Source organism: Marinobacter salicampi (genome assembly GCF_011074795.1).
Classification (GTDB): Bacteria; Pseudomonadota; Gammaproteobacteria; order Pseudomonadales; family Oleiphilaceae; genus Marinobacter; species Marinobacter salicampi.
This window is the reverse complement of record NZ_JAAMPF010000013.1, coordinates 1-21,350: the sequence shown is the minus strand read 5'-3', so window position 1 is coordinate 21,350 and position 21,350 is coordinate 1. Positions and strand designations below refer to the sequence as shown.

Genomic DNA, 21,350 nt, shown 5'->3' with positions numbered 1-21,350 from the left:
ATCCGTTTGGGCTAAACGGTGGGCCACCGGTTCAGTGACCCCCGGCTGACACTTACTCTTTGGCGATCCGGGTGATCTTATGGCCACCTTCGGCTGGACTCAGGCTGAATACCACCTTGTCGCCCTTGGAAAAGGACTCCAGGTCTACCTCCGGTGCCACTGAAAACGGCATCTTCATGCGCGGCCAACCCAGCTCCGGAATCGGCTCGTGATCGAGGGTCACCTTGTTTTTCGCGGGGTCTGTGGCTACGACCGTACCAGTGCTTTGTATGCTGGCCTCGCTTTGCTCCTTGGCCGGCTCCGCCGCTGATGAGGCGGTGCCCTGGGCAAACCCGAGGCCAGACATCAGGCTCAGGCCGAGTGCGGTTGTCAAAAAAACGTGTCTGATTTTCATTGGTTTATCTCCAGTGTTATTGCGCCTCAGGCGCGGGTTTCGGTTTATTCAGGGGTGCTACTTCTTCCACCCGGTAACCGAGATCGGTTTCGCGAAAACTGAACCTTATCCCCTGGCCGAGCTCCAGTTCATTAATCTCGATCTGATCGGACAGTTCAAATGCCATGGTCATCGCCGGCCAGCCGAGTTCCGGAATGGGTTCATGTCGTAGGGTGACCTGGCTGGCGTCGGGATCTAGCTCGGTGATTTCTCCGGTAGTGGTCACCAGGGGCCGATCCCTATCCGCGTCCTGGTCACCGGTCGCTCCGGGCTCTCTCGGCTCCAGACGTTTCAGAGCTGCATCAATATTGGACTCTGAATCGATCAGGAACTGGGCCGAGGTCACGACTTCCTGACCCTCCTCAAGCCCCTCAAGAACGACGACCCGGTCGCCGGTTTCCCGACCGGTCTTTACCAGAACCGGCCTGAAATAGCCGTCACCTTCCGCCACCAGCACATGCTGATGGTCAGGGGTCTGAATAAGCGCTGGCCGCGGGATAGTCAGTAGGTCCTCTCCCAGGGGCGCGTCCATGACGAGCTCCACGAACATGTTAGGCTTTAGTTTGCCGTAACCATTGGGCACGCGAATACGCGCCTGCAGCGTACGTGTGCTGGCATCAAGCTCCGGATAGACGTAGTCGATAGTGCCCTGCCATTGTTCACCTGGCTGAGCAGGCGTCGTGAAGGTCACGCTCTGGCCGGTCTTCACCAGGCCAGCCTGGCGTTCGAAGAATTCCGCCACCACCCAGACCTCTTGGCTGCTGGCAATCGCCATGATTTCAACGTCCGGCCTGACGTACATACCCGTGCGCGCATTCAGGGTCGAAACATAACCGGAGGCAGGCGCAAACACCGTGACTCTTTCCTGGGCCGTGCCACGTTTTTTCAGGGCCTCAATCTGATTTTCGGTAAATCCGAAGGAGCGGAGCTTGCCGGAAGCGCCCGCCGAAGCACCCGAGGCCATGCGCTGGGAGAGCAGGTATTCGTGCTGGGCATTGATCAGCTCAGGGGAGTAGATTTCAAACAGCGGTTCGCCCTGCTTTACGGAGTCGCCCACGGACTTCACATGCAGCACCTCGATCCAGCCAGGGATTCGGCTATGGACGTGGGCCAGCTTGTCTTCATTGTTGCGGACATAACCAACCGTGGGGACCGACGCGGTAACCGGTCCGAGGGTGACTGTATCGGTTGTTACCCCCAGATTTGCCCTGACACTGGGACTGATGCGAACCCCGCCGTCATCCGAACCCGAATCACTGGTTTCATACACTGGCACAAGGTCCATGCCCATGGGTGATTTGCCGGGCTTGTCCCGCTGGTAATCAGGGTCCATGGGCGCCACCCAGTACAGAGGTTCTTTTTCACCGGATTGCGGTTCTGATGAGCCCGCCATGTCCCCGTGATCCATTGGCGCAAGGTGCTGGCTTCCAAACCAGCCGGCCACAAAAGCAATAGCTGTAACGACCGCCAAAACGGCAATACGCATCGGTTGTCTCCAAAAGATTCAAGAAAGACCGGTCTTCAGAGCTGGCGCAAACCAGGATCAAGATCAGGCTTCGGTAAAACCAGTGGGCACGCTGATGCAATCACGACGATGTAAAACTGCATGTGGGATTCCCTGGCATAAACTGTCATGGCCATTGGGCGCAGGCTCAACCGGGCCAATGGATCTAAAACGGTTCAGACAGCTAAGGAATCCGGCGGGGGAGTGAGCGAGTCGAGGACTACGCTGATGTAGCGGTGATGACCAACCGAAGGTACCTGATCTGATGTCAGGCGGAACGAAGCCAACAGATCTTGCGAAACAAGGGCGGAGAACAGGCCTGAACAGGCACCTGAACTTGCGATGGAACAGTCCTGCTGTGCCATGCCCCCACAGGCCATACCCTCCTCCATATCGACGGCAGTCGCGGAATGCATTGCATGGGCATGACTGTTGGAGGCTTCTTTGGCGGCCACAGGAGACATCGGGTTGTCAGGCATGACTTGGGTGTTGTCAGGCATGACTTGGGCAAAGGCAAAGATCGGCTGGACCACCAGAAAAATGGTAATCAGCAATCCAATCAAGCGGCGGTTTACCCGGTTTTTCAATACCTGTACTCCGGAAGTTCTGGGCCTGAAATGTTCAGCACGCCCTAGGATAAACCTTGGAGTAGCTCAAGGGTCAAGAAAAAATCGCCATAAAACTGAGGCAGATCAATAACTGGTCTATTCCGCTATCGACGAATCACAAGACGATTCAGCGCTGTCACAGCAGGCTCCAAGAGGCAACAAAGGCTGCGTCTGTGAGAATAGGCTAACGCGGAAACCGAGCGCAAAGGTCAGGAGCAGCCCCGCTGGGGCTACTCCTTGGGCTTCCTAAAGGCTACGCTCCCCGGTTAGCCCCAATTCTAGGAATCGTCGAAATCGTCATAATTAAATTCTTCGAGTTCATCGACTTCGTCTTCCGAATACGGCAGCTCATAGGCATCATAACCAGGGTTCCAGCCAAAGTCAGAGCCATAGAACGGGTAGGCGTAGGTGCCGCCGCCGTAGTTGTTGGTTGACTCTATCACCACCGCCTTGATCTCCCCGTCTTCCGAAAAGATGACGTTGTCAACGTAGCCGTAACCGATAGCCCCATCCAATGTGGCGTAGTCATCAAGAAGGTCGGTCAGTTTCCACGTGCGAAAACCGGTTGCTACGTCGTCGTCTACCTGTGTGATCTGCTGAAGATTCTCCTTGGTAACGTAATCGTTCTCAAACAGACCGTAGTCATCCGCATTGTCTTCGGTGACCGGTATCATGACACCATCACCGCTCAGCTTGATCTCATCCCAGGGAACGGAAACGTGGGTGTCTCCTATGTCCCACAACCCGCCAACCTGGGCGATAATGGCGACGATCCTGTTATCTGAGCTGAGAATGACATTTTCAACGCTGCCAATCTCTTCGCCGCCCGGCCCGAATACTTCCGCATCCATAAGGCTTTCCGCCTGGATACCACCGGCCTCGTACAGAGATTCATACTCCCAATCGCTAATTTCTATGATGCCATTATTTTCTTGCGCCTGAAGACCAAACGACGCAGAAGCGATGGCCATGGCAAGCGCTGTCATACAGGGTTTCAAAGTCATGTTGGATCCTCCATGTTCCATTGGTTTTACAACTTTGGTGTAAGCACGGACTAACAAACTGAGTCAAAGGCGGGAGGAGCCCCGACCGGGGCTCCTCCCCTGAGTTGCAAAGGTGGTGTTAGCCCCAATACCAGGAATCGTCGAAATCGTCATAATCGAACTCTTCGAGCTCATCCACTTCATCTTCTGAATACGGCAACTCGTAGGCATCATAGCCAGGGTTCCAGCCATAGTCAGAGCCATAGAACGGGTAGGCGTAGGTGCCGCCACCGTAGTTACTGGTGGACTCCACGACCACAGCCTCAATCTTTCCATCTTCAGAGAAGATAATATTGTCGACATAGCCGTAGCCGATTGCGCCGTCCAGGGTCGCATAGTCATTGAGGAGGTCTGTGGCTTTCCATGTTCGATCGCCTGTCGCCAGGTCATCGTCGACCGGGGTGGTCTGCTTCAGGTTTTCCTTGGTGACAAAGTCGTTCGCATATATGCCGTAATCATCTGCGTTATCTTCGGTGATCGGGACTTTTACCCCATCTTCAGTCAGCTCGACTTCATCCCAGGGAACGGCAACGTGGGTATCTCCTATATCCCACAACCCCCCGACCTGGGCGATAACTGCAACAATCCTGTTGTCTTTGCCGATGATTAAATTTTCGACGCTACCGATTTCTTCACCTTCAGAGCCGAATACCTCTGCGTCCATAAGGCTCTCTGCCCTCACGCCACCCGCTTCATACAACTTTTCGTAGTTCCAATCGCTGATTTTGATGATGTCCTTGTTTTCAGTTGCGCTGGCACCAAAAGACACCGATGCCATCGCTAGAGCAAGAACTGTCACACCTGGTTTCAAAGTCATGCTGGATCCTCCGTTTTCCATTTATTCATAACTACACTTATACGCTACGAACCCCTAAGTGCGCCGTCAACATGACAAGGAATACGATAGTTTTTCTTAGAAAACAGCTATATAGAAGAGCTAGAGATTCAGTGCGGAGGCCTTCTACAGGAAAAGCCGGTGTCATGCCAAAGGCCTAATTGGCGGGCCCACCACGTCGCCAGCGTCCCCCGGGGCTCAGTCCCTACTATATGATTCCCGCATCCATACTCGCCGCCATGGACAGCCCAAGCTCCTCACACTGAGTGATGAACTCCTCCTCAAACGGTCCCTTGCAGATAAGCGGCTCCTGGACCTGGCGCCATCTCAGGCCACCGGTAATGGAATCAATGGCCCGGTGGGTGCCCGTGCCGTCGTGGCCCGCCCGGATATAGAAGGTAAATGGCAGGCCCTGGGTCTCTTCCAGGCATGGGTAGTAGGTCCGGTCAAAGAAATCCTTAAGTGCTCCGCTCATATACCCCAGGTTTTCGGTGGTTCCCAGTATGAGAGCGTCGCATTTAAGCACGTCGTCGGGGCCAGCTTCCAGAGGCGGCAGAACCCGAACCTCCACGTTTTCAACGTCTTCGTGGTTTGCTCCGCGCTCTACCGCCTCCCTAAGCCTGAGAGTATTGGGTGACGGTGCGTGGGCCACAATCAGTAACTGTTTCTTGGGTGCCATAAGTCAGGCCTCGTGTCCCGGGAGTTGGATCTTCCAACTTCCACTTTAACTGGTCAGGCACCAGAACGAAAAAAGCCGGCCTGTTCAATCACCCCTAAATGAGGGCAGTTCAATGGACCGGCTTTTCACTCAAAAGCTACCTTGTCGAAAGCTTCTGTTTTTCAGTAATTGTCTATTCTTCTGCCTCGTCTTCCGAGCTGATCTTCAGCAAGCGATCAGATCAACTCACCGTTGGCTTCCACCGGCTCTTCCACGGCTTCTTTCTTGACCGGCTTGGGCATCAGTTTCTCGCGGATCTTGGCCTCGATTTCATTGGCCATATCGAGGTTCTCCTCCAGGAACTTACAGGCGTTGGCTTTGCCCTGGCCGATCTTGTCGCCGTTGTAGGCGTACCAGGCTCCGGCCTTGTCCACAAAACCTTCCTTCACACCCATGTCGACAACTTCTGCCATGTGGTAAATGCCTTTACCGTACATGATCTGGAATTCAGCCTGCTTGAACGGCGGCGCCACCTTGTTCTTGACCACCTTGACGCGGGTTTCGTTACCCACCACTTCATCACCGTCTTTTACTGCGCCGATACGCCGGATATCCAGGCGAACCGAACAGTAGAACTTGAGCGCGTTACCGCCGGTGGTAGTCTCGGGGGAGCCGAACATGACACCGATCTTCATACGGATCTGGTTGATGAAGATCATCAGGCAGTTGGCGTGCTTGACGTTACCGGTGAGTTTGCGCAAGGCCTGAGACATAAGACGGGCCTGCAGACCGACGTGGGAGTCGCCCATTTCGCCTTCAATTTCAGCCTTTGGCGTCAGGGCCGCCACCGAGTCAACGATAATGACGTCCACCGCGTTGGACCTGACCAGCATGTCGGCAATTTCCAGCGCCTGTTCACCGGTGTCAGGCTGGGACACCAGAAGATCATCCACATTAACGCCCAGCTTTTCTGCGTACTGGGGGTCAAGAGCGTGCTCGGCGTCGATGAAGGCACAGGTTTTACCCTGTTTCTGGGCTTCGGCAATAACCTGCAGGGTCAGAGTGGTTTTACCCGAACTCTCTGGACCATAGATTTCACAGATACGACCGTAAGGCAGACCACCGATACCCAGCGCCACATCCAACCCAAGGGAGCCGGTCGACACGGCGGGAAGCGCTTCCCGGGGCTGATCGCCCATTTTCATGACCGCGCCTTTGCCGAACTGTCGCTCTATCTGGCTCAGTGCTGCACCCAGTGCCTTTTTACGATTGTCTTCTGTTGCTGCCATCGCTACCAAACCCTCTTTGCCTGTGCCACCGGTCGATGGCGTCATCCTCGCCTGCTATGCCAGGGCACGTACAGGCAATTAACTGTATATTTGACCAGTATTAAAACATAACCCGGCAGCCAGACCAACCCCTGTTTCACTAATCCAACAGAAAGCGCCTCACGCCTTCCAGGGCGAACAGCACAGCCTGGCGCCGGACTGCATCACGGTCCCCTGAAAAGACCTGCCGCACCGCCTTGGTGTCATCCGGCGTTCTGCCCCAGGCGAACCATACCGTACCCACCGGCTTTTCCCTGGTACCACCGGCAGGCCCGGCAATGCCGCTGACCGCCACCGCGATGGATGCACCCGTCGCCTTCAGGGCGCCAGCCACCATCTCCCGCACCACTGGCTCGCTTACCGCTCCCTGCTCATCCAGGGACTGTTGGGAAACGCCCAGCAGGGCTTTTTTCATGTCGTTGCTGTAGGTTACCAGACCGCCATGAACGTAGGCGGAAGACCCGGCCTTATCGGTCAGTGCCTTGGCAATCCAGCCACCGGTGCAGCTCTCGGCGGTAATAATCATCTGCCCCTGACTCTGCAACACTGCCGAGAGGTTCTCCCCTGCCTCGGCCAGATCCTCATTGGTGCTCATAAGCGCTCCTTGTGGCATCCACGTTCCCAGGTAATGCTGCTACCTGTCCCGGGGCTCGTCAATAACATACTGTAGAGCCCCGCCGGGGTAGTAGCGGCTTTAATTTTGCTCGGCAGCAGGATTCTCTTACAATCTTGCCCCAGTCTTCCAAGTTCAGCTTTCAAACATTCAGAAAGCGCGTCCAAAGCCGCTTTCCCAGAACCGGGTAACCCATGGCAGTAACTCCGTCCGACCGCTCAAACCATACCCCCATGATGCAGCAATACTTGAGGATCAAGGGCGAGCATCCCAATGAGCTGGTGTTTTACCGGATGGGGGACTTTTATGAGCTCTTCTACGACGATGCCAAGAAAGCCGCCGACCTGATGGAGATTACCCTTACTGCCCGTGGTCATTCCGGCGGTAATCCCATCCCCATGGCGGGCATACCTTACCATTCAGCGGAAAACTACATTGCGCGGCTGGTCCGGGCCGGCCAGTCCATCGCCATCTGCGAGCAGATCGGTGACCCAGCCACCTCCAAGGGGCCGGTGGATCGCCAGGTTGTCCGAATCGTCACCCCCGGTACTTTGAGTGACGACGCTTTTCTGGAGGAGCGCCGGGACAACCTGCTGGTCGCCATTTTCAGTCAGCGGGAGCAGTTCGGCTTTGCCTCCCTGGACATTTCCAGCGGCCGTTTTTCAGTGGCAGAGCTGACCAGCCTCGAGGCCCTGCAGGGTGAGCTGCAACGGCTCCGGCCGGCAGAAATCCTGATCAGCGAAGACTTTCCCTATGAGGAAATTCTGGCTGGCTTCACCGGCATCCGCCGCCAGGGCCCCTGGCTGTTCGAATACGATACAGCCCGCCGGGTGATCTGCCAGCAGCTTCAGGTCCGTGACCTGACCGGTTTCGGCTGTGAAGAGCTGGTGCTGGCCATCTGTGCCGCCGGCTGCCTGCTGCAATACGCCAAGGACACCCAGCGCACAGCCCTGCCACACATACGCAAGCTGACCCGGGAGCGCCGAGAAGACACAGTCATCCTGGATGCCACCAGCCGGCGCAACCTTGAGATAGACACCAACCTGATGGGCGGCCACCAGCACACCCTGGCCTGGGTGATGGACCGAACCGCCACCGCCATGGGTGGCCGCCAGCTGCGGCGCTGGCTAAATCGCCCCCTGCGGGATGTGAGCGTCGTCAGACAGCGCCAGCAGGCCGTTACGGCACTTCTGGACAGCTTTCATTATGAACCGGTGCACGCCCTGCTCAAGCGGGTCGGCGATATCGAGCGCATTCTGGCGCGGGTGGCCCTGCGTTCGGCCCGGCCAAGGGACCTTGCCCGGCTTTGTGACACCTTTGCCGCCCTGCCCGACCTGCAGGTGGCTCTGACTCCGGTCAAGTCCCACCATATCGTTAAACTTGCCACTACCATCGGCGAGTACCCGGAGCTAGCTGATCTGCTGTCTCGCTCCATCATGGACAACCCCCCGGTGGTGATCCGTGAAGGCGGGGTGATCCGGGACGGTTTTGACGCCGAGCTGGACGACCTGCGCAACATCAGCGAGAACGCCGGCCAGTATCTGCTGGACGTGGAGACCCGGGAGCGGCAGCGTACCGGCATAAGCACCCTCAAAGTGGGCTATAACCGGGTGCACGGCTACTACATCGAGATCAGCCGCGCGCAGTCGGCCCAGGCACCGGTGGACTACATCCGTCGCCAGACCCTGAAGAATGCCGAGCGTTTTATCACCCCTGAGCTCAAGACCTTCGAAGATAAGGCCCTCAGTGCCAAAAGCCGCGCCCTGGCCCGGGAAAAGGCGCTCTATGACGAGGTCCTCGAAACCCTGGCTGGGCACCTTGCCGCCCTGCAGGACAGCGCCCAGGCTCTGGCCGAGCTGGACGTGCTGAGCAACTTTGCCGAGCGCGCCACCTCCCTGCGTTTCAGTGCACCGGAATTCTCCGACCAGCCGGGGTTTGACATTGAGCAGGGACGCCACCCGGTGGTGGAACAGCTGCTGGAAGAACCCTATGTGCCCAACGACCTGCTGATTGACCAGCGCCGCCGCATGCTGGTGATTACCGGCCCCAACATGGGGGGTAAATCTACCTACATGCGCCAGGCTGCCCTTATTGCGCTGCTGGCCTACACCGGCAGCTTTGTGCCCGCCCAGCGCGCCTGCCTTGGCCCCCTGGACCGGATCTTTACCCGTATGGGCTCCTCGGACGACATCGCCGGTGGCCGGTCCACCTTCATGGTGGAAATGACGGAGACCGCCAATATCCTCCACAACGCCACCGAACACAGCCTGGTGCTGATGGACGAAGTGGGCCGTGGTACCAGCACCTTTGACGGTCTGTCCCTAGCCTGGGCCACCGCGGAACATCTGGCCCGGGATATCCGATGCTATACCCTGTTCGCCACCCACTATTTCGAACTGACCCAGCTGGCAGACCAGCTCGAACATGCGGTAAACGTTCACCTGACCGCCACCGAACACGAAGACTCCATCGTGTTCCTGCATAATGTACACGAAGGCCCGGCCAGCCAGAGTTACGGTCTGCAGGTGGCCAAGCTTGCGGGGGTTCCGGCCGGGGTGATTGCCAACGCCAAACAGCAGCTCAGGCAGCTTGAAGGCAGCGCCAGCCCGGCGGCGCCCCTTAAAACCAGGCAGCAGGAACCTGTGACGGTGCTGCAGGGGGATATGTTTGCCAGTGCCGGGCCCAGTGCCGTGGAAGCCGCCCTCGAGGCCCTGGACGTGGATGACCTCAGCCCCCGTCAGGCCCTTGAGCGACTGTATGAACTCAAGGCAAAGATGAATAACTAAGCCCGGGGCCGCCGGGAATATACTTAGAGCAAGCCGGCGCTTGCGACAAGGCGGGCGCCTCCCTACAATATCGGCCAACTTTCAGCGTACTTGTTAAAAAGTACTTATGATAAAGGGACGGCCAGCGCCTCAAGCCCCGGTGAACCCCAGGTTCGCCCGGCTCCGCATGACACGCCCGCTGATGAGACAGACGCCAATACCAGGAATCCGATTATGACTTTTGTCGTTACCGATAACTGCATCAAGTGCAAGTACACCGACTGCGTTGAAGTGTGCCCGGTTGACTGCTTCTACGAAGGCCCGAACTTTCTGGTCATTGATCCGGATGAGTGTATCGATTGCGCGCTGTGTGAGCCTGAGTGCCCGGCAGAGGCCATATTCTCGGAAGACGAGTTGCCCGCGGACCAGACCCAGTTCATCGAACTGAACGCCGAACTGGCCGCCAAGTGGGACAATATCACCGAAAAGAAAGACCCCCTGCCGGATGCCGCCGAATGGGACGGCAAGCCCGACAAGCTCAAGTACCTGGAGCGCTAGGCAACGCCTGGTCGGAGATTGTGCAATTTAGAAGGGGAAGCACTCGCTTCCCTTTTTTTATTTCAGCTTTTTATGCCAGTCAGCATTTTCTCACGCCAGCGATCCCAAGGGGGTTCAGGGCTTAACGATTCAAACAGATAGTCGAGGAAGGTTTGGACCTTGCTTGACCGAAGGCGACGTTCGGTGGTCAGCACATGGATGTCCCGGCGCCCAGGCATGACCTCGCAGCGCCAGGGTTCAAGCATAGCAACCAGCGCCCCACATTCGAGTTCCTCGTTAATCAGCCAGGTCGGAAACATCACCAGCCCCTGGCCCAGCAGGGCCGCCTGAACAAGGCTGAGGGCATCGTTGCTGTAAAGATTGCCGGTGACCTCGAAAGGCGTGGCACCGGTCTGATCCGGACTCTGAAAGAACCATCGTTGCCCGCCCATTTCACCCTGATAGAGCAGGCAGTTGTGTTCACTGAGCGCCTGCGGCGAGTCAGGCTCGCCATGTGCCTGAAGATAGCTCGGTGAGGCCGCGACTACGTAGTTTTGTTCACGAAAGGAGACAGCACATGCGTAAAGGTACCGCACTGGTGGTCGGCGCCACCGGCATTACCGGGGGCAATCTGGCATCCTACCTGGTTGCCAGCGGCTGGACAGTCTACGGGCTTTCCCGCCGCGCAACTGAACACAGCGGAGTGATTCCGGTCGCCGCTGATCTGCTCGACGAGACGGCTACCCGCAAGGCACTGGCCGACTTGCCGATTAGCCATGTTTTTTACTGCACCTGGATTGGTCGTGAGAATGAGAAAGGCAATGTCGAGGCCAACAGCGCCATGATGCGCAATCTCTTCGCGGCACTCGAGGAGGTCGATCTTCAGCACGCGTCCCTGGTCACGGGCACCAAGCAGTATCTCGGCTCATTCGAAGCCTACGGTAGCGGTCGTACCGAGACGCCGTTCCGCGAATCCGAGCCCCGGGTTCCCGGCGACAACTTCTACTACGCGCTGGAGGATGTGCTGTTCGAAATCGCCGAACGTCGGGGCTTCGCCTGGAACGTACATCGCCCGCACACCGTGATTGGCTACGCCCGTGGCAATGCCATGAACATGGGCACCACCCTTGCGGTCTACGCCTCGATCTGCAAGGCGACCGGCCAACCGTTCGTTTTCCCCGGTTCCCAGACTCAATGGAACGCGCTGACCGACATGACTGATGCGCTGGTTCTGGCGCGCCAGATGGAGTGGGCTGCTACTACGCCGGGGGCGGCGAACCAGGCATTTAACACGGTTAACGGTGACGTTTTTCGCTGGCGCCGCATGTGGCGCGAGATTGGTGAGTACTTCGGTCTCGAAGTGGCCGATTGCCCTGAGACACCGCAACCGCTGGCAACGCAGATGAGCGAGGTCGGTCCGGTCTGGCGTGACCTTGCCGAGAAGCATGATCTGGTCGAGCCGGATGTCACCAGGCTCGCTTCCTGGTGGCACACCGATGCCGACCTGGGTCGCGACCAGGAGTGCGTGAACGACACCACCAAGTCACGGGATTTCGGGTTCGACCATTTCCGTGAGACCCGAGGCGCCTTCCTGGACCTGTTCGATCGCCTGCGCGCCGAGAAGATCATTCCCTGATCGTAGCCGACCGTAAGGCGGGACCCGGCTTCAACAGACGCCGGGTCTTGTCCGCTGCTGTGCTGAAGCTCGCCCTGGGCTAAGGCTGGGTAATTGCCAGCTTGACCCCGAAGCCGACAAATACGCCACCGGTCAGGAAGTGCATGACCCGCTTGAACCTCTGACTGACTGCCACCGCCTGGCTTTTCACCACCACCAGCGCCAGCCCACATTGCCACATCATGGCCATGGCGAAGTGAATCGCTGCCAGTACGATCGACTGGGAAAACGCCGGCCCCTGGGGATCGATGAAATGCGGCAGAAAAGCCATGTAGAACAGGGCTGTCTTGGGGTTGAGCACATTGGACAGCAGCCCTTCCCGCATGGAACGCCAGCCATTCACGGCGGGCGATTTTGTATCGGATATCTGTGTCTGCACACGCGTGTTCTTGCGGGTGGCTTCATACAGGCTGGTCAGGCCCAGCCAGATCAGGTAACAGGCACCGGCCCATTTGAGAAGGGAGAAGGCCCAGGCGGTCTGGACCAGGATCAGCGATATGCCGATGGCGGACAGGGTAGCATGGATGAACAAGCCGCTGCAGATCCCCAAACTGCTGATCACCCCGTCTCTGAGGCCGCCGCGGCTGGTATTGCGCAGCACCAGCAGAGTATCCACACCCGGCGTAATGGTCAGTAGTGCAGTGGCCAGCAGGTAGGCCCATAACAACTCGGCAGGGGGCATGATTAGGTCCTGTCAAAATCAGACCAGGCGCCAGTGTTTACTCCTTAGCCTGGTTGTCCAGTATTTTCCTGACCGCCGCCGAGCGGTAGAAGGGCTCAAGACGACGGCGCAGCATGGCCTCAAGGTAACCCTCTTCTCGCAAAACGTCCACCAGGGGCAGCACCAGGGCGTCCACCTCCGCCATCACCACCTCTTCGGTAACCCCGACGTCGCCCAGCAGTTCGGTAATGGGTTGATCGCCGTACTTGACGTAAAGATGGTCCACCACCGCCTGACAGCAACCTTCAAAGTAGGCGGTCTTGCGGAAGTGCAGCCAGAAGTCATACCCCAGCACAACAAACTCCTGCAGCTGGACTTCGCCCATGCCCTCGCGGAGCTCGCCTATGGTTTTCTCCTCAACCGCCACCCAGGCCGCCATGACAGTGTCGTGGAGCTCGTCGTCTGACAGGGCCTTGTTCAGGAAGCTCTCACTGCGGGCAATCAGGCCCGGCAGACTGTCGGAGAGCCAGCTCTTGATGCGTCGCTCAAAGGTTTCATCAATACCCGGCATGGCGCGATTGGCCACCCGCTTACCGAACTTCATCATCGAACCCACACCCGGCATGCTCTTGGTGATCAGGTTGTCTTCATAGAGGTAGTTCACCAGGCCGTGGTACACCAGGTTTGCCACCAGCTCCTGGTAGACCGGATGCGCCATGATCTCGCTGATGAACCTTTCACGCTGGTGCCGCAACTCAAGGGCCTCTTCCAGGAAGGCGGTGGCCTGCTCCCGGCTGAGGATGTCCTTAAGAGGTGTCTGGGCCTGCACCGGCGCGTTGAGGACTTCCGTAGCCATCTCGCCGGCCAGTTCCGGAATACCGCCGTCCAGCTCCATGTTGACCACAGTGCGCCGGATCACGCCCATGATCTGCTCTGCTGACACCAGGCGGGCGAGGGTAACTTCATCGGCGCGCTGGAAAAGATCATTCACTTCAGTGGCCAGGAACTTGCGAAGCTTGGCGCCCTTGAGCGTTGTCAGTTCGTGCTTGACATGTTGTTCAAGCAAAGCTGAGGCGGTGTCCTTGTTAGCGGTCATGTTGGTTCCTGAAATCGGGTAACGGGACGAGTCGAGGCGTGCAGGCGGTCCTGCACTTAATGAGAGCCTACCACGGCCTCAGGTTGCACCCATTAGCTTTGGCGGCACTGGTAGGGGGATGTTTCGGCCAGCCGGGGCGGCTTAGGAGGCCTGACGGTAATCGCCATCAAGTTCAGACAGGCTGCTTTTGAGCAGGTCCCGGTTGTCCTGCTGCCAGGGATGAAAGCCCTTGCGGAAATAGGCCAGGAACTCGGGCAGACAGTGCCTGAGGACCCCGGGCTTGCCCCACAGAAAACTTACCCCACCGATCCAGGTTCGCAGGTTCCAGAGCTTGCCGTCGGTTTTGAGCAGGCTGCAGGTATTCAGGAAGGTGTACTTGAAGAAATTGTAGGTCACGAACAGGAAGACAATGCGGCGCAGCCGTTCATTGCCGACACAGTGGCGGTACACATCGAAAGCCACCGCCTTGTGCTCGGTTTCCTCGATGGCATGCCAGCGCCAGAGTTCCCGCATGGTGGGGGTAGCACCGGCCATCCACTGGGGGTTCCGCAATATGGCATTGGCCAGCACAGCGGTGTAATGCTCGGCACCACAGGTACCCGCCAGCTGCCGGTTCGGCGGTAGCTTCCCTACCCACTCCATATGCTTGCGGAAGCGGGCATCGAGCCGGTCGATGTCGTAACCACGGGCTTTGAGGGCCTCGTTGTAGTGCTTGTGCTCACGGCTGTGGAGCGCTTCCTGGCCGATAAAGCCGCGGATCTCCTCGCTCAGCTTGGGATCGTCGATCTTGTCCCGATACAAGCGCACGGCATTGATGAACTGCTGCTCGCCGTCGGGAAACTGCAGAGACAAGGCGTTGAAGAAAGCGGTCCGGAACGCATCGTTACCATGCCAGAGTGTCTTGAGGTCGTCGGTAACGTCAAAACGGATGTGGCGCGGGGCAACATTTACCCCTTCCGGTGTTGAACTGATGGCCATGGCCGCCTCCTTTTTTATTGTCTTTCTGTCCGGTTTTGATCTTTTTGGGGGAGCAAAGAACAACCGGTATTCATTAAAGCAGTCGCTTCATTTTATACCCTAGTCATGACCTATAGACCAATTTATAACCGGCGGAACCGCCGCTTTTGCCTGTCATTCGGGGCCAAAACAAGGCGAGGGAGGACGGGCTGAAACCGGGGCTCAGCAGGAACCCGCTAGCGGTTCGTCTGGGCCAGCTGCTGGTGGACGATTTCCCCCAGGCGCAGGGTCGCCCTGTCTATGCGATCCGTCCAGGGATTGGCGCAGTTAAGACGCAGGTAATTCTCGTACTTGTCGGTGGTCGAAAACATCTTGCCCGGGGCGACATTGATACCGCTGGCCCGGGCTGCCCCGAAAACCTCGGTTCCGGAAACCCCTTTGGGCAGCTCCACCCAGAGTACAAAACCGCCCATGGGCTTGCTGATGCCGGTGCCGTCAGGAAACGAGCGGGCAACGGCGGCCCGCATGCGTTCGGTGGCGTCCCGGTATTGCTGACGCGCCGAGCGCAGGTAACGGTCGTAACCGCCCTGCTCAAGGAAACGCGCCACCGCCACCTGGGGCAACGAGGCCGTGGCAAGATTAGAGAAGTACTTCTGCTGGCTGATTTCGGCAAAATAACGACCGGGCAGCACCCAGCCAAGACGCAGCCCCGGCGCCATGGTTTTGGAAAACGAACTGCAGTAGATCACATTGCCGGTCTGATCGAAGGCTTTCGCCGGCCTTGGCCGGTCTCCTTCATGGGGCAGGTCACCGTAGATGTCGTCCTCGATCAGAGGCACCCCTGCTTCAGAAAGCATGGTCACCAGTTGCTGTTTACGCTGGTCGGTCAGGCACACCCCCACCGGGTTGCTGTGGTTGGGAACCACCACACAGGCCTTGATGGGCCACTGCTCAAGGGCGAGCTGCAGACCTTCCAGGCTGATGCCATCCACGGGATGTACCGGAATCTCGATGGCCCGGAGCCCAACGATCTCCAGTGACTGCAGGATGCCCGGGAATGACGGCGACTCGATGGCGACGATGTCACCGGGTTTGGTAAGGGCCCGCAGCGCAAGAATGATGGCTTCCTGGGCGCCGTTAGTGGCTATGATGTCAACCGGCGCCACCAGCACCCCAAGGGAAGTCATCCGTTGGGCAAGCTGACGCCGGAATACCGGTTTGCCGGGAAAGGAATAGTCGAGGGTCTCAAGGCCCTGGCGGGCGGCCCAGATCGAGGCCTGCTGGATCTGCCGCAGGGGCAGATAATCCGGATGCGGAACTGCGGCCCCGAAGGGCACTAGGGTATTGCGCTCCACGGAGCAAAGGTCCAAGGCCATGTCCCGGGCGCTGACCGGCAGCGGCTGGGCCTTGGGCCGGGCCATGGATGGCATGGGGGTTTCGGTCCGGGCCAGCCGGACAAAATGCCCGCTCCGCTCCCGCGCTTCCAGGTAGCCTCGGCTTTCCAGAGTCTGATGGGCCTGAAGAACTGTTGAAATGCTTACGCCGAACTGGCGACTCAGAACCCGTACGCCGGGCAGGCGCTCCCCTTCACGGTAGACGCCCTCGTGAATCAAAGACTGAAGCTGATCTGCAACACGGTTATAGAGTATGCCCATGAGCACATCCTGACAGAGACCGCTGAACGGGTGGCAGTACAGTTTGCCTGTTATGTGACCAGTACAGATCAAGCTTAATGGTATCTGTACCGGTTCAAAAGCAATTTATCTGAATCTGTTATGGTTCAGGCGGCGGCTACACAATGATGGCTCATTATTATCCGGACGTTGACAGAAAACGCATCCGGGCCATGACAGGACGCCGCCATGAACGCTTTCGCCAGACTGGTACAGCCTTGTTGCCAGATCGCGGGGTCGACCCCGAAGGATCTCTTCGGCTTGTACGGAGCTGGTTTGCCGAAAAACCGGGTGGACGCGCTCTTTCCCGCGCCCGAACAAGCCTTGATGACGCTGAACCGTCTAGGCTATGAGATTACCCGGGAACACATCGATCACTGGACCCTGCGCCTGTTGGCAGGGCCTCTGGAGATCCACCTTTACAGCCCGGCTGAGCTGGCGGCTTTCTGCCAAAGCCGGGCCGAAGCCTACGCCGGCGCGCGCCAAAGCCCATCAACGCTCGACAACACCAAGGAAAAGACATGAAGCCCCTTTCCATTTACCAGGTTGACGCCTTTACCGATCACCTCTTTGGCGGTAATCCGGCCGCCGTTGTGCCGCTGGAAGACTGGCTGGACGATGCCCTGATGCAGCAGATTGCATTGGAGAATAACCTCTCGGAAACGGCGTTTTTCGTGGCGACGCCAGGCACTGATGCGGATTTTTACCTCCGCTGGTTCGCGCCCGCGGCCGAAGTGGATCTGTGCGGACATGCCACCCTGGCAAGTGCCTGGGTCATTTTCAACAAACTTGGTTGGAGTGGTGAGAGCATTACCCTGACCTGCAAGAGCGGCCTGCTTGGCGTTGCCAAAAAAGCGGATAACTGGCTGGAGCTGGATTTCCCCTACCTCAGGACCACCGAAGTCCCGGTGCCGGCAGCCCTGAAACAGTCTGTTGCCGGTGCGGCGGAGACCGTGCACCTGGTGACAGGCGGCGGTAATTACCTGGTCGAGCTGGAAAACGAAGCAGCGGTTCGGGCCCTCAGCCCTGACATGTCACTGTTACGCAAGCTGGGGCAAAATGGCGTGATTGTCACGGCGCCCGGCGATCACAGTGACTTTGCCAGCCGCTATTTTGCCCCTGCCTTTGGTTTTGATGAGGACCCGGTGACCGGTTCAATCCACAGCGTGCTGACGCCTTTCTGGGCTGAACGCCTGAATAAATCAGACTTGCTGGCCCATCAGGTATCGGCCCGTGGTGGTGTGCTTAAATGCCAGCTCCGCAATGACCGTGTCGCCATCGCCGGCCAGGCCGCGTTCTATATGGAGGGCACGATTCATCTGTGAATAGTGGGCTTAAGCGGGCCTCTCCGAGAGGCTGCTTTCAGGCTCACTGGCGACCACGCGATTGCGGCCGGAACTCTTGGCCTCGTAGAGGTTCTGGTCCGCTTCGGCCATCAGGGCGTCGAACACGGTCTCTACCGCTCCCGCGTTCCGGTCACCCCACCAGGTCGCACAGCCAATGCTGATGGACACGCATTGGAGCGGTGAGCCCGGGTGCCGGATGCCCAGGTCGAAAACCGACGACCGCACCCGCTCGGCAACTTCCAATGCGCTGGCTGCGTCATGTTCCGGCAGCAGTATCGCGAACTCCTCGCCACCCAGGCGGGCGGGCAGCTCCCCTGCCCGGCGGCAGTGGTGGGCCAGCATGTTGGCAAGCTGAACCAGGCAGTCATCGCCCTTGCCATGGCCGAGAATATCGTTGTAGGACTTGAAGAAATCCACGTCCGCCATGAGCACCGACACCGGGCTGCCCGTGCGCTGGGCCCGCCGGCCCTCGATGATCTTGGCTTCGTCGAAGTAGCGCCGGTTGGCCAGGCCGGTGAGATGGTCAGTACGGGACAGACGGAACAGCTCACGGCGGTTGTCTTCGAGCTTGTCCAGGTGCTGCCAGCGCTCGATCAGCTTGAAGAAAACCTCGGCGGTCATCTGGAGCAGGCGCTGCTCCATCAGCAGCATGGGCGCCTGCTCGACCCCATAGAAGGCCAGCAGGTAACCGCGGTCCTGGGTCTGGAAAGCACAGGTCAGCGAATTTGACAGCAGGGTGTCGTTGCCAACGGACCAACCGTGGCTGCGGGGTATGCCGAACAGCGCCTCGGCCTCATTATACACGGGCTCTACGCCAGGACCCCGCCAGACATAGCGCCAGCGCCAGTTACCGTTGTTACTGAACGTAGCAATGCCACAGGCGGATGCGCCAACCCGACCGGAGAGTTCCTCCATGGCGTCGTCCATGGCCCCGCCCTGGTGGGATGAGTCCTGGTCGATCATCGACATGGAGAAACGGGACAGCATTTCCAGGAAGTTGTTGATCTGGCGGACCTCGTCGGTGCGTTCCCGCACCCGGGCGTCCAGCTGGTCCCGCTCCCGGGCAAGCTCTTCGACCACCGAATCCCGTTCGGCCATGGACTGCGCTATGCCCTCCCTGAGGGCGGCAAAGCCGTCGCTGACCAGGTCGATTTCATCCCGCCAGGGTCGGGCCGGCCTTTCCAGTTGAAGCGGAGGGGCCCGCAGGTCATCGGCGAGCCGCTGGCTGTACAGGGCTATCTCGGACAAAGGAGCACGTAAGTGGCGGCTGAAAGAGCGGTGGATGATCAGGTAGATCACCAGCATAAACAGGGTAAACAGAAGCGCATCACTGAGCACTTCGGCCATCACGCCGTCACGAAGGTAGTCCTTATCGAAGCTGACTGACAGCTTCCCCCGTAACGGCTGCTCATCGCCGGAGGCCTGAACGGGAAGCACAAGGTCGAAGGTACTGTTGGCAGAGAGTACACCGGACTGGTAAACGGAACCGGCGGCGGTATTAAAGGAAACCGAAGCAATCTCGGGGTAAGCCACCATACTGGCCAGCAGTTGCTCAATTGCACGGGCATGCCGGGCCTGAACCAGGTCAATCAAGTCGGGAGCGTGGGTGCTGGCCAGGCTTTTGGCCAGCCAGTTGGACCGTTTAAGACTGCTCTGATAGGCCATGACGGAATTCACTATGCCCAGACCCAGAACCGAAAGCGCTGCGATGATTACAATCCGGTTGAGCATGGCCCGGAAAATGGACCGGAACCGGGGGGTAGCCGACGGCATTTTCATCGGCACATGGCCAAGCAGGCATGGGGGAGCCCCTGCCCTGAACGAAGTCGGGTTGATGTTTCGTCAAATCTACACATCACTTGCGGCCTATCCTTTTCCAGTACAGCTGTTGCTGGCCTCGGTAATCCGGCTCCGGGCTCATTCTGGTCCACCCGTAGTATAAACATCCATATCTTCCAGCGCTACGCAGTACCCGTCGCCGGAACCCTTTAGTTGCATGTGGCATCTTTTTACTCAACCATTGAACCACACTCCCTCACCGGCACTCCTAAACCGTCCGCGATTTAATGTGAGAACACCGGCATGCCGGGGCCCTTCCCCAAAGGACGCATCCGGCAAGACGCCTGCTGCTGCGACCCGTATAATCCCGCTTTCACTCAAAACCCCATACAGGCCGCCATGTCTTCCCATTACGACGTCATCATCATCGGAGCCGGTGCCGCAGGCCTGATGTGCGCCGCCACCGCCGGCTATCGCGGGCGCAGGGTTCTGGTGCTGGATCACACCAACAAAGCCGGCAAGAAGATCCTCATGTCCGGCGGTGGCCGCTGCAATTTCACCAACCTGAACAGCAGCCCGGCCAACTTCCTCTCCCAGAACCCCCATTTCTGCATTTCCGCCCTCAAGCGCTACACTCCCCAGCACTTTCTTGAGGTGGTGGAGCGCCACGGCATCGAACACGAGGAAAAAGCCGCCGGACAGCTGTTCTGCAAGGACAGCAGCAAGGACATCCTCAACCTGCTGCTCACCGAATGTGAATGGGCCGGAGCCGAGGTTCGCCTGGAAACAGCAATTACCAGCGTGACTGAAGGCAAAAACGGCTACAGCCTCCACACCAGCGCCGGCAAGCTGAGCGCCGAATCCCTGGTAGTGGCCTGCGGCGGCCTGTCCATCCCCACCATGGGCGCCACCGGCTTTGGCTATGAGCTAGCCCGCCAGTTTGGTCTTGAAGTGTTGCCTACCCGGGCGGGCCTGGTGCCCTTCACACTCCACCCCGAATTGAAAACCCAACTGGCGCCGCTCTCGGGAGCCAGCACCCTGGTGGACGCACACTGCAACGGCGAACACTTCCGCGAACCCATGCTGGTCACCCACCGCGGCCTGAGCGGCCCCGCTATGCTGCAGATCTCCAGCTTCTGGCAACCCGGCGACAGCCTCGGCATCAACCTGCTACCGGGCCAGGACGCTAAACAGGACCTGCTGACCCTGCGCAAGGAAACACCCCAGACGACCGTCGCCAACTACCTGGGCCAGACCCTGCCCCGGCGTTTCGCCCAGGTCTTCAACGACCTGCACCGCTGGCACGGCCCGATACAGGAATACCGCAACCAGCACATCGATCGGATTGCTGGCACTCTCAATAACTGGCAGGTAAAGCCGGCAGGCACTGAGGGATACAGAACCGCTGAGGTTACCCTCGGCGGCATCGATACTCAGCAGTTGTCTTCAAAAACCATGGCTGTGCTGGACCGCCCTGACCTGTTCTTTATTGGTGAGGTGGTGGATGTGACCGGGCATTTGGGGGGGCATAACTTTCAGTGGGCCTGGGCTTCGGGGGTTGCGGCTGGGGGTTTTGTTTGAGGTTTGGCAGGTAGCGTTTTTGCGGACCGGCCTCTTTCTGCACCCCGTTATCGAAAACGGAAAATGACGACGTCGCGTTATTACATGGAATTAATGTTTCTCGTGGTCTAAGCTGCTGTTTTATCGATTGTTGGATGGTTTCTCTTTTAGCTTCAAATCTGTAATAACGAAGCGGTCGCGTTTTTGCAATATCGAAGAGGTCTATCTAACCACTGTTGAACTAAACCGCTTCGCGGTAGCGAGCGGACCGGGGGATTT

The 21,350-nt window shown here is 58.4% G+C and carries 20 protein-coding genes; 6 read left to right on the top strand and 14 right to left on the bottom strand.

Annotation, left to right across the window (positions count from 1 at the left end):
- Nucleotides 1–52: 52 nt before the first annotated feature.
- The 8 genes from G7W63_RS06855 to G7W63_RS06820 all read right to left on the bottom strand — a co-directional run bounded on the left by G7W63_RS06855 (nucleotide 53) and on the right by G7W63_RS06820 (nucleotide 7,004).
- Nucleotides 53–394: a copper-binding protein gene (locus G7W63_RS06855; protein ID WP_166255185.1), complete on the bottom strand. Its 342-nt coding sequence runs from the start codon at nucleotides 392–394 to the stop codon at nucleotides 53–55.
- A gap of 16 nt (nucleotides 395–410) precedes the next feature.
- Complete coding sequence (locus tag G7W63_RS06850) at nucleotides 411–1,919, bottom strand: efflux RND transporter periplasmic adaptor subunit (RefSeq protein ID WP_166255182.1); 1,509 nt, start codon at nucleotides 1,917–1,919, stop codon at nucleotides 411–413.
- 194 nt (nucleotides 1,920–2,113) lie between these two features.
- A complete protein-coding gene (locus tag G7W63_RS06845) occupies nucleotides 2,114–2,524 on the bottom strand; it encodes a hypothetical protein (protein ID WP_166255179.1) in 411 nt (136 codons plus the stop codon).
- 299 nt (nucleotides 2,525–2,823) lie between these two features.
- Nucleotides 2,824–3,549: a PRC-barrel domain-containing protein gene (locus tag G7W63_RS06840; RefSeq protein WP_207308917.1), complete on the bottom strand. Its 726-nt coding sequence runs from the start codon at nucleotides 3,547–3,549 to the stop codon at nucleotides 2,824–2,826.
- Nucleotides 3,550–3,667: 118 nt separating this feature from the next.
- Nucleotides 3,668–4,405 carry a PRC-barrel domain-containing protein gene (locus tag G7W63_RS06835; protein WP_207308916.1) on the bottom strand — a complete coding sequence of 246 codons (738 nt, stop codon included), beginning with the start codon at nucleotides 4,403–4,405 and terminating at the stop codon, nucleotides 3,668–3,670.
- Nucleotides 4,406–4,631: 226 nt separating this feature from the next.
- Nucleotides 4,632–5,102 carry a flavodoxin family protein gene (locus G7W63_RS06830; RefSeq protein ID WP_166255177.1) on the bottom strand — a complete coding sequence of 157 codons (471 nt, stop codon included), beginning with the start codon at nucleotides 5,100–5,102 and terminating at the stop codon, nucleotides 4,632–4,634.
- A gap of 215 nt (nucleotides 5,103–5,317) precedes the next feature.
- Complete coding sequence (gene recA / locus G7W63_RS06825; RefSeq protein WP_166255226.1) at nucleotides 5,318–6,370, bottom strand: recombinase RecA; 1,053 nt, start codon at nucleotides 6,368–6,370, stop codon at nucleotides 5,318–5,320.
- 139 nt (nucleotides 6,371–6,509) lie between these two features.
- Nucleotides 6,510–7,004, bottom strand: coding sequence for a CinA family protein (locus G7W63_RS06820; RefSeq protein ID WP_166255174.1), 495 nt, complete (start codon nucleotides 7,002–7,004; stop codon nucleotides 6,510–6,512).
- Nucleotides 7,005–7,216: 212 nt separating this feature from the next.
- On the opposite strand from G7W63_RS06820, the gene mutS reads away from it, so the two are divergent.
- Entirely contained in the window at nucleotides 7,217–9,808 is a 2,592-nt protein-coding gene (mutS, locus tag G7W63_RS06815) for a DNA mismatch repair protein MutS (RefSeq protein ID WP_166255172.1), read from the top strand.
- A gap of 213 nt (nucleotides 9,809–10,021) precedes the next feature.
- Complete coding sequence (gene fdxA, locus G7W63_RS06810; protein ID WP_166255169.1) at nucleotides 10,022–10,345, top strand: ferredoxin FdxA; 324 nt, start codon at nucleotides 10,022–10,024, stop codon at nucleotides 10,343–10,345.
- Between the two features lie 62 nt (nucleotides 10,346–10,407).
- Here the strand turns inward: fdxA and G7W63_RS06805 are convergent, their stop codons facing one another.
- Nucleotides 10,408–10,920, bottom strand: a complete 513-nt coding sequence (locus G7W63_RS06805; protein WP_207308915.1) for a substrate binding domain-containing protein — start codon at nucleotides 10,918–10,920, stop codon at nucleotides 10,408–10,410.
- On the opposite strand from G7W63_RS06805, the gene G7W63_RS06800 reads away from it, so the two are divergent.
- Nucleotides 10,902–11,960, top strand: a complete 1,059-nt coding sequence (locus G7W63_RS06800; RefSeq protein WP_166255166.1) for an SDR family oxidoreductase — start codon at nucleotides 10,902–10,904, stop codon at nucleotides 11,958–11,960. The two genes, G7W63_RS06805 and G7W63_RS06800, sit on opposite strands and share 19 nt — an antisense overlap.
- A gap of 79 nt (nucleotides 11,961–12,039) precedes the next feature.
- On the opposite strand, the gene G7W63_RS06795 is transcribed toward G7W63_RS06800, so the two are convergent.
- The 4 genes from G7W63_RS06795 to G7W63_RS06780 all read right to left on the bottom strand — a co-directional run bounded on the left by G7W63_RS06795 (nucleotide 12,040) and on the right by G7W63_RS06780 (nucleotide 16,368).
- A complete protein-coding gene (locus G7W63_RS06795) occupies nucleotides 12,040–12,681 on the bottom strand; it encodes a LysE family translocator (RefSeq protein WP_207308914.1) in 642 nt (213 codons plus the stop codon).
- A 37-nt stretch (nucleotides 12,682–12,718) separates the two neighbouring features.
- Complete coding sequence (locus G7W63_RS06790) at nucleotides 12,719–13,756, bottom strand: hypothetical protein (RefSeq protein WP_166255163.1); 1,038 nt, start codon at nucleotides 13,754–13,756, stop codon at nucleotides 12,719–12,721.
- A gap of 141 nt (nucleotides 13,757–13,897) precedes the next feature.
- A complete protein-coding gene (locus G7W63_RS06785; RefSeq protein WP_166255160.1) occupies nucleotides 13,898–14,734 on the bottom strand; it encodes a metal-dependent hydrolase in 837 nt (278 codons plus the stop codon).
- Nucleotides 14,735–14,949: 215 nt separating this feature from the next.
- Nucleotides 14,950–16,368 carry an aminotransferase-like domain-containing protein gene (locus G7W63_RS06780; protein WP_166255157.1) on the bottom strand — a complete coding sequence of 473 codons (1,419 nt, stop codon included), beginning with the start codon at nucleotides 16,366–16,368 and terminating at the stop codon, nucleotides 14,950–14,952.
- 207 nt (nucleotides 16,369–16,575) lie between these two features.
- Between G7W63_RS06780 and G7W63_RS06775 the strand changes: the two genes are divergently transcribed.
- Nucleotides 16,576–16,911: a hypothetical protein gene (locus G7W63_RS06775; protein ID WP_166255154.1), complete on the top strand. Its 336-nt coding sequence runs from the start codon at nucleotides 16,576–16,578 to the stop codon at nucleotides 16,909–16,911.
- On the top strand, nucleotides 16,908–17,711 hold the full coding sequence (locus tag G7W63_RS06770) for a PhzF family phenazine biosynthesis protein (protein WP_166255151.1): 804 nt from the start codon (nucleotides 16,908–16,910) through the stop codon (nucleotides 17,709–17,711). Before G7W63_RS06775 ends, G7W63_RS06770 begins: the two co-directional genes overlap by 4 nt.
- Before the next feature lie 9 nt (nucleotides 17,712–17,720).
- Here the strand turns inward: G7W63_RS06770 and G7W63_RS06765 are convergent, their stop codons facing one another.
- The gene (locus G7W63_RS06765) at nucleotides 17,721–19,511 is read right to left on the bottom strand and encodes a diguanylate cyclase (RefSeq protein WP_166255148.1); all 1,791 of its coding nucleotides are present in this window, start codon (nucleotides 19,509–19,511) and stop codon (nucleotides 17,721–17,723) included.
- Nucleotides 19,512–19,910: 399 nt separating this feature from the next.
- Here G7W63_RS06765 and G7W63_RS06760 point away from each other — a divergent pair, with 399 nt between their 5' ends.
- The gene (locus G7W63_RS06760) at nucleotides 19,911–21,092 is read left to right on the top strand and encodes a BaiN/RdsA family NAD(P)/FAD-dependent oxidoreductase (protein WP_166255145.1); all 1,182 of its coding nucleotides are present in this window, start codon (nucleotides 19,911–19,913) and stop codon (nucleotides 21,090–21,092) included.
- Nucleotides 21,093–21,350: the final 258 nt, after the last annotated feature.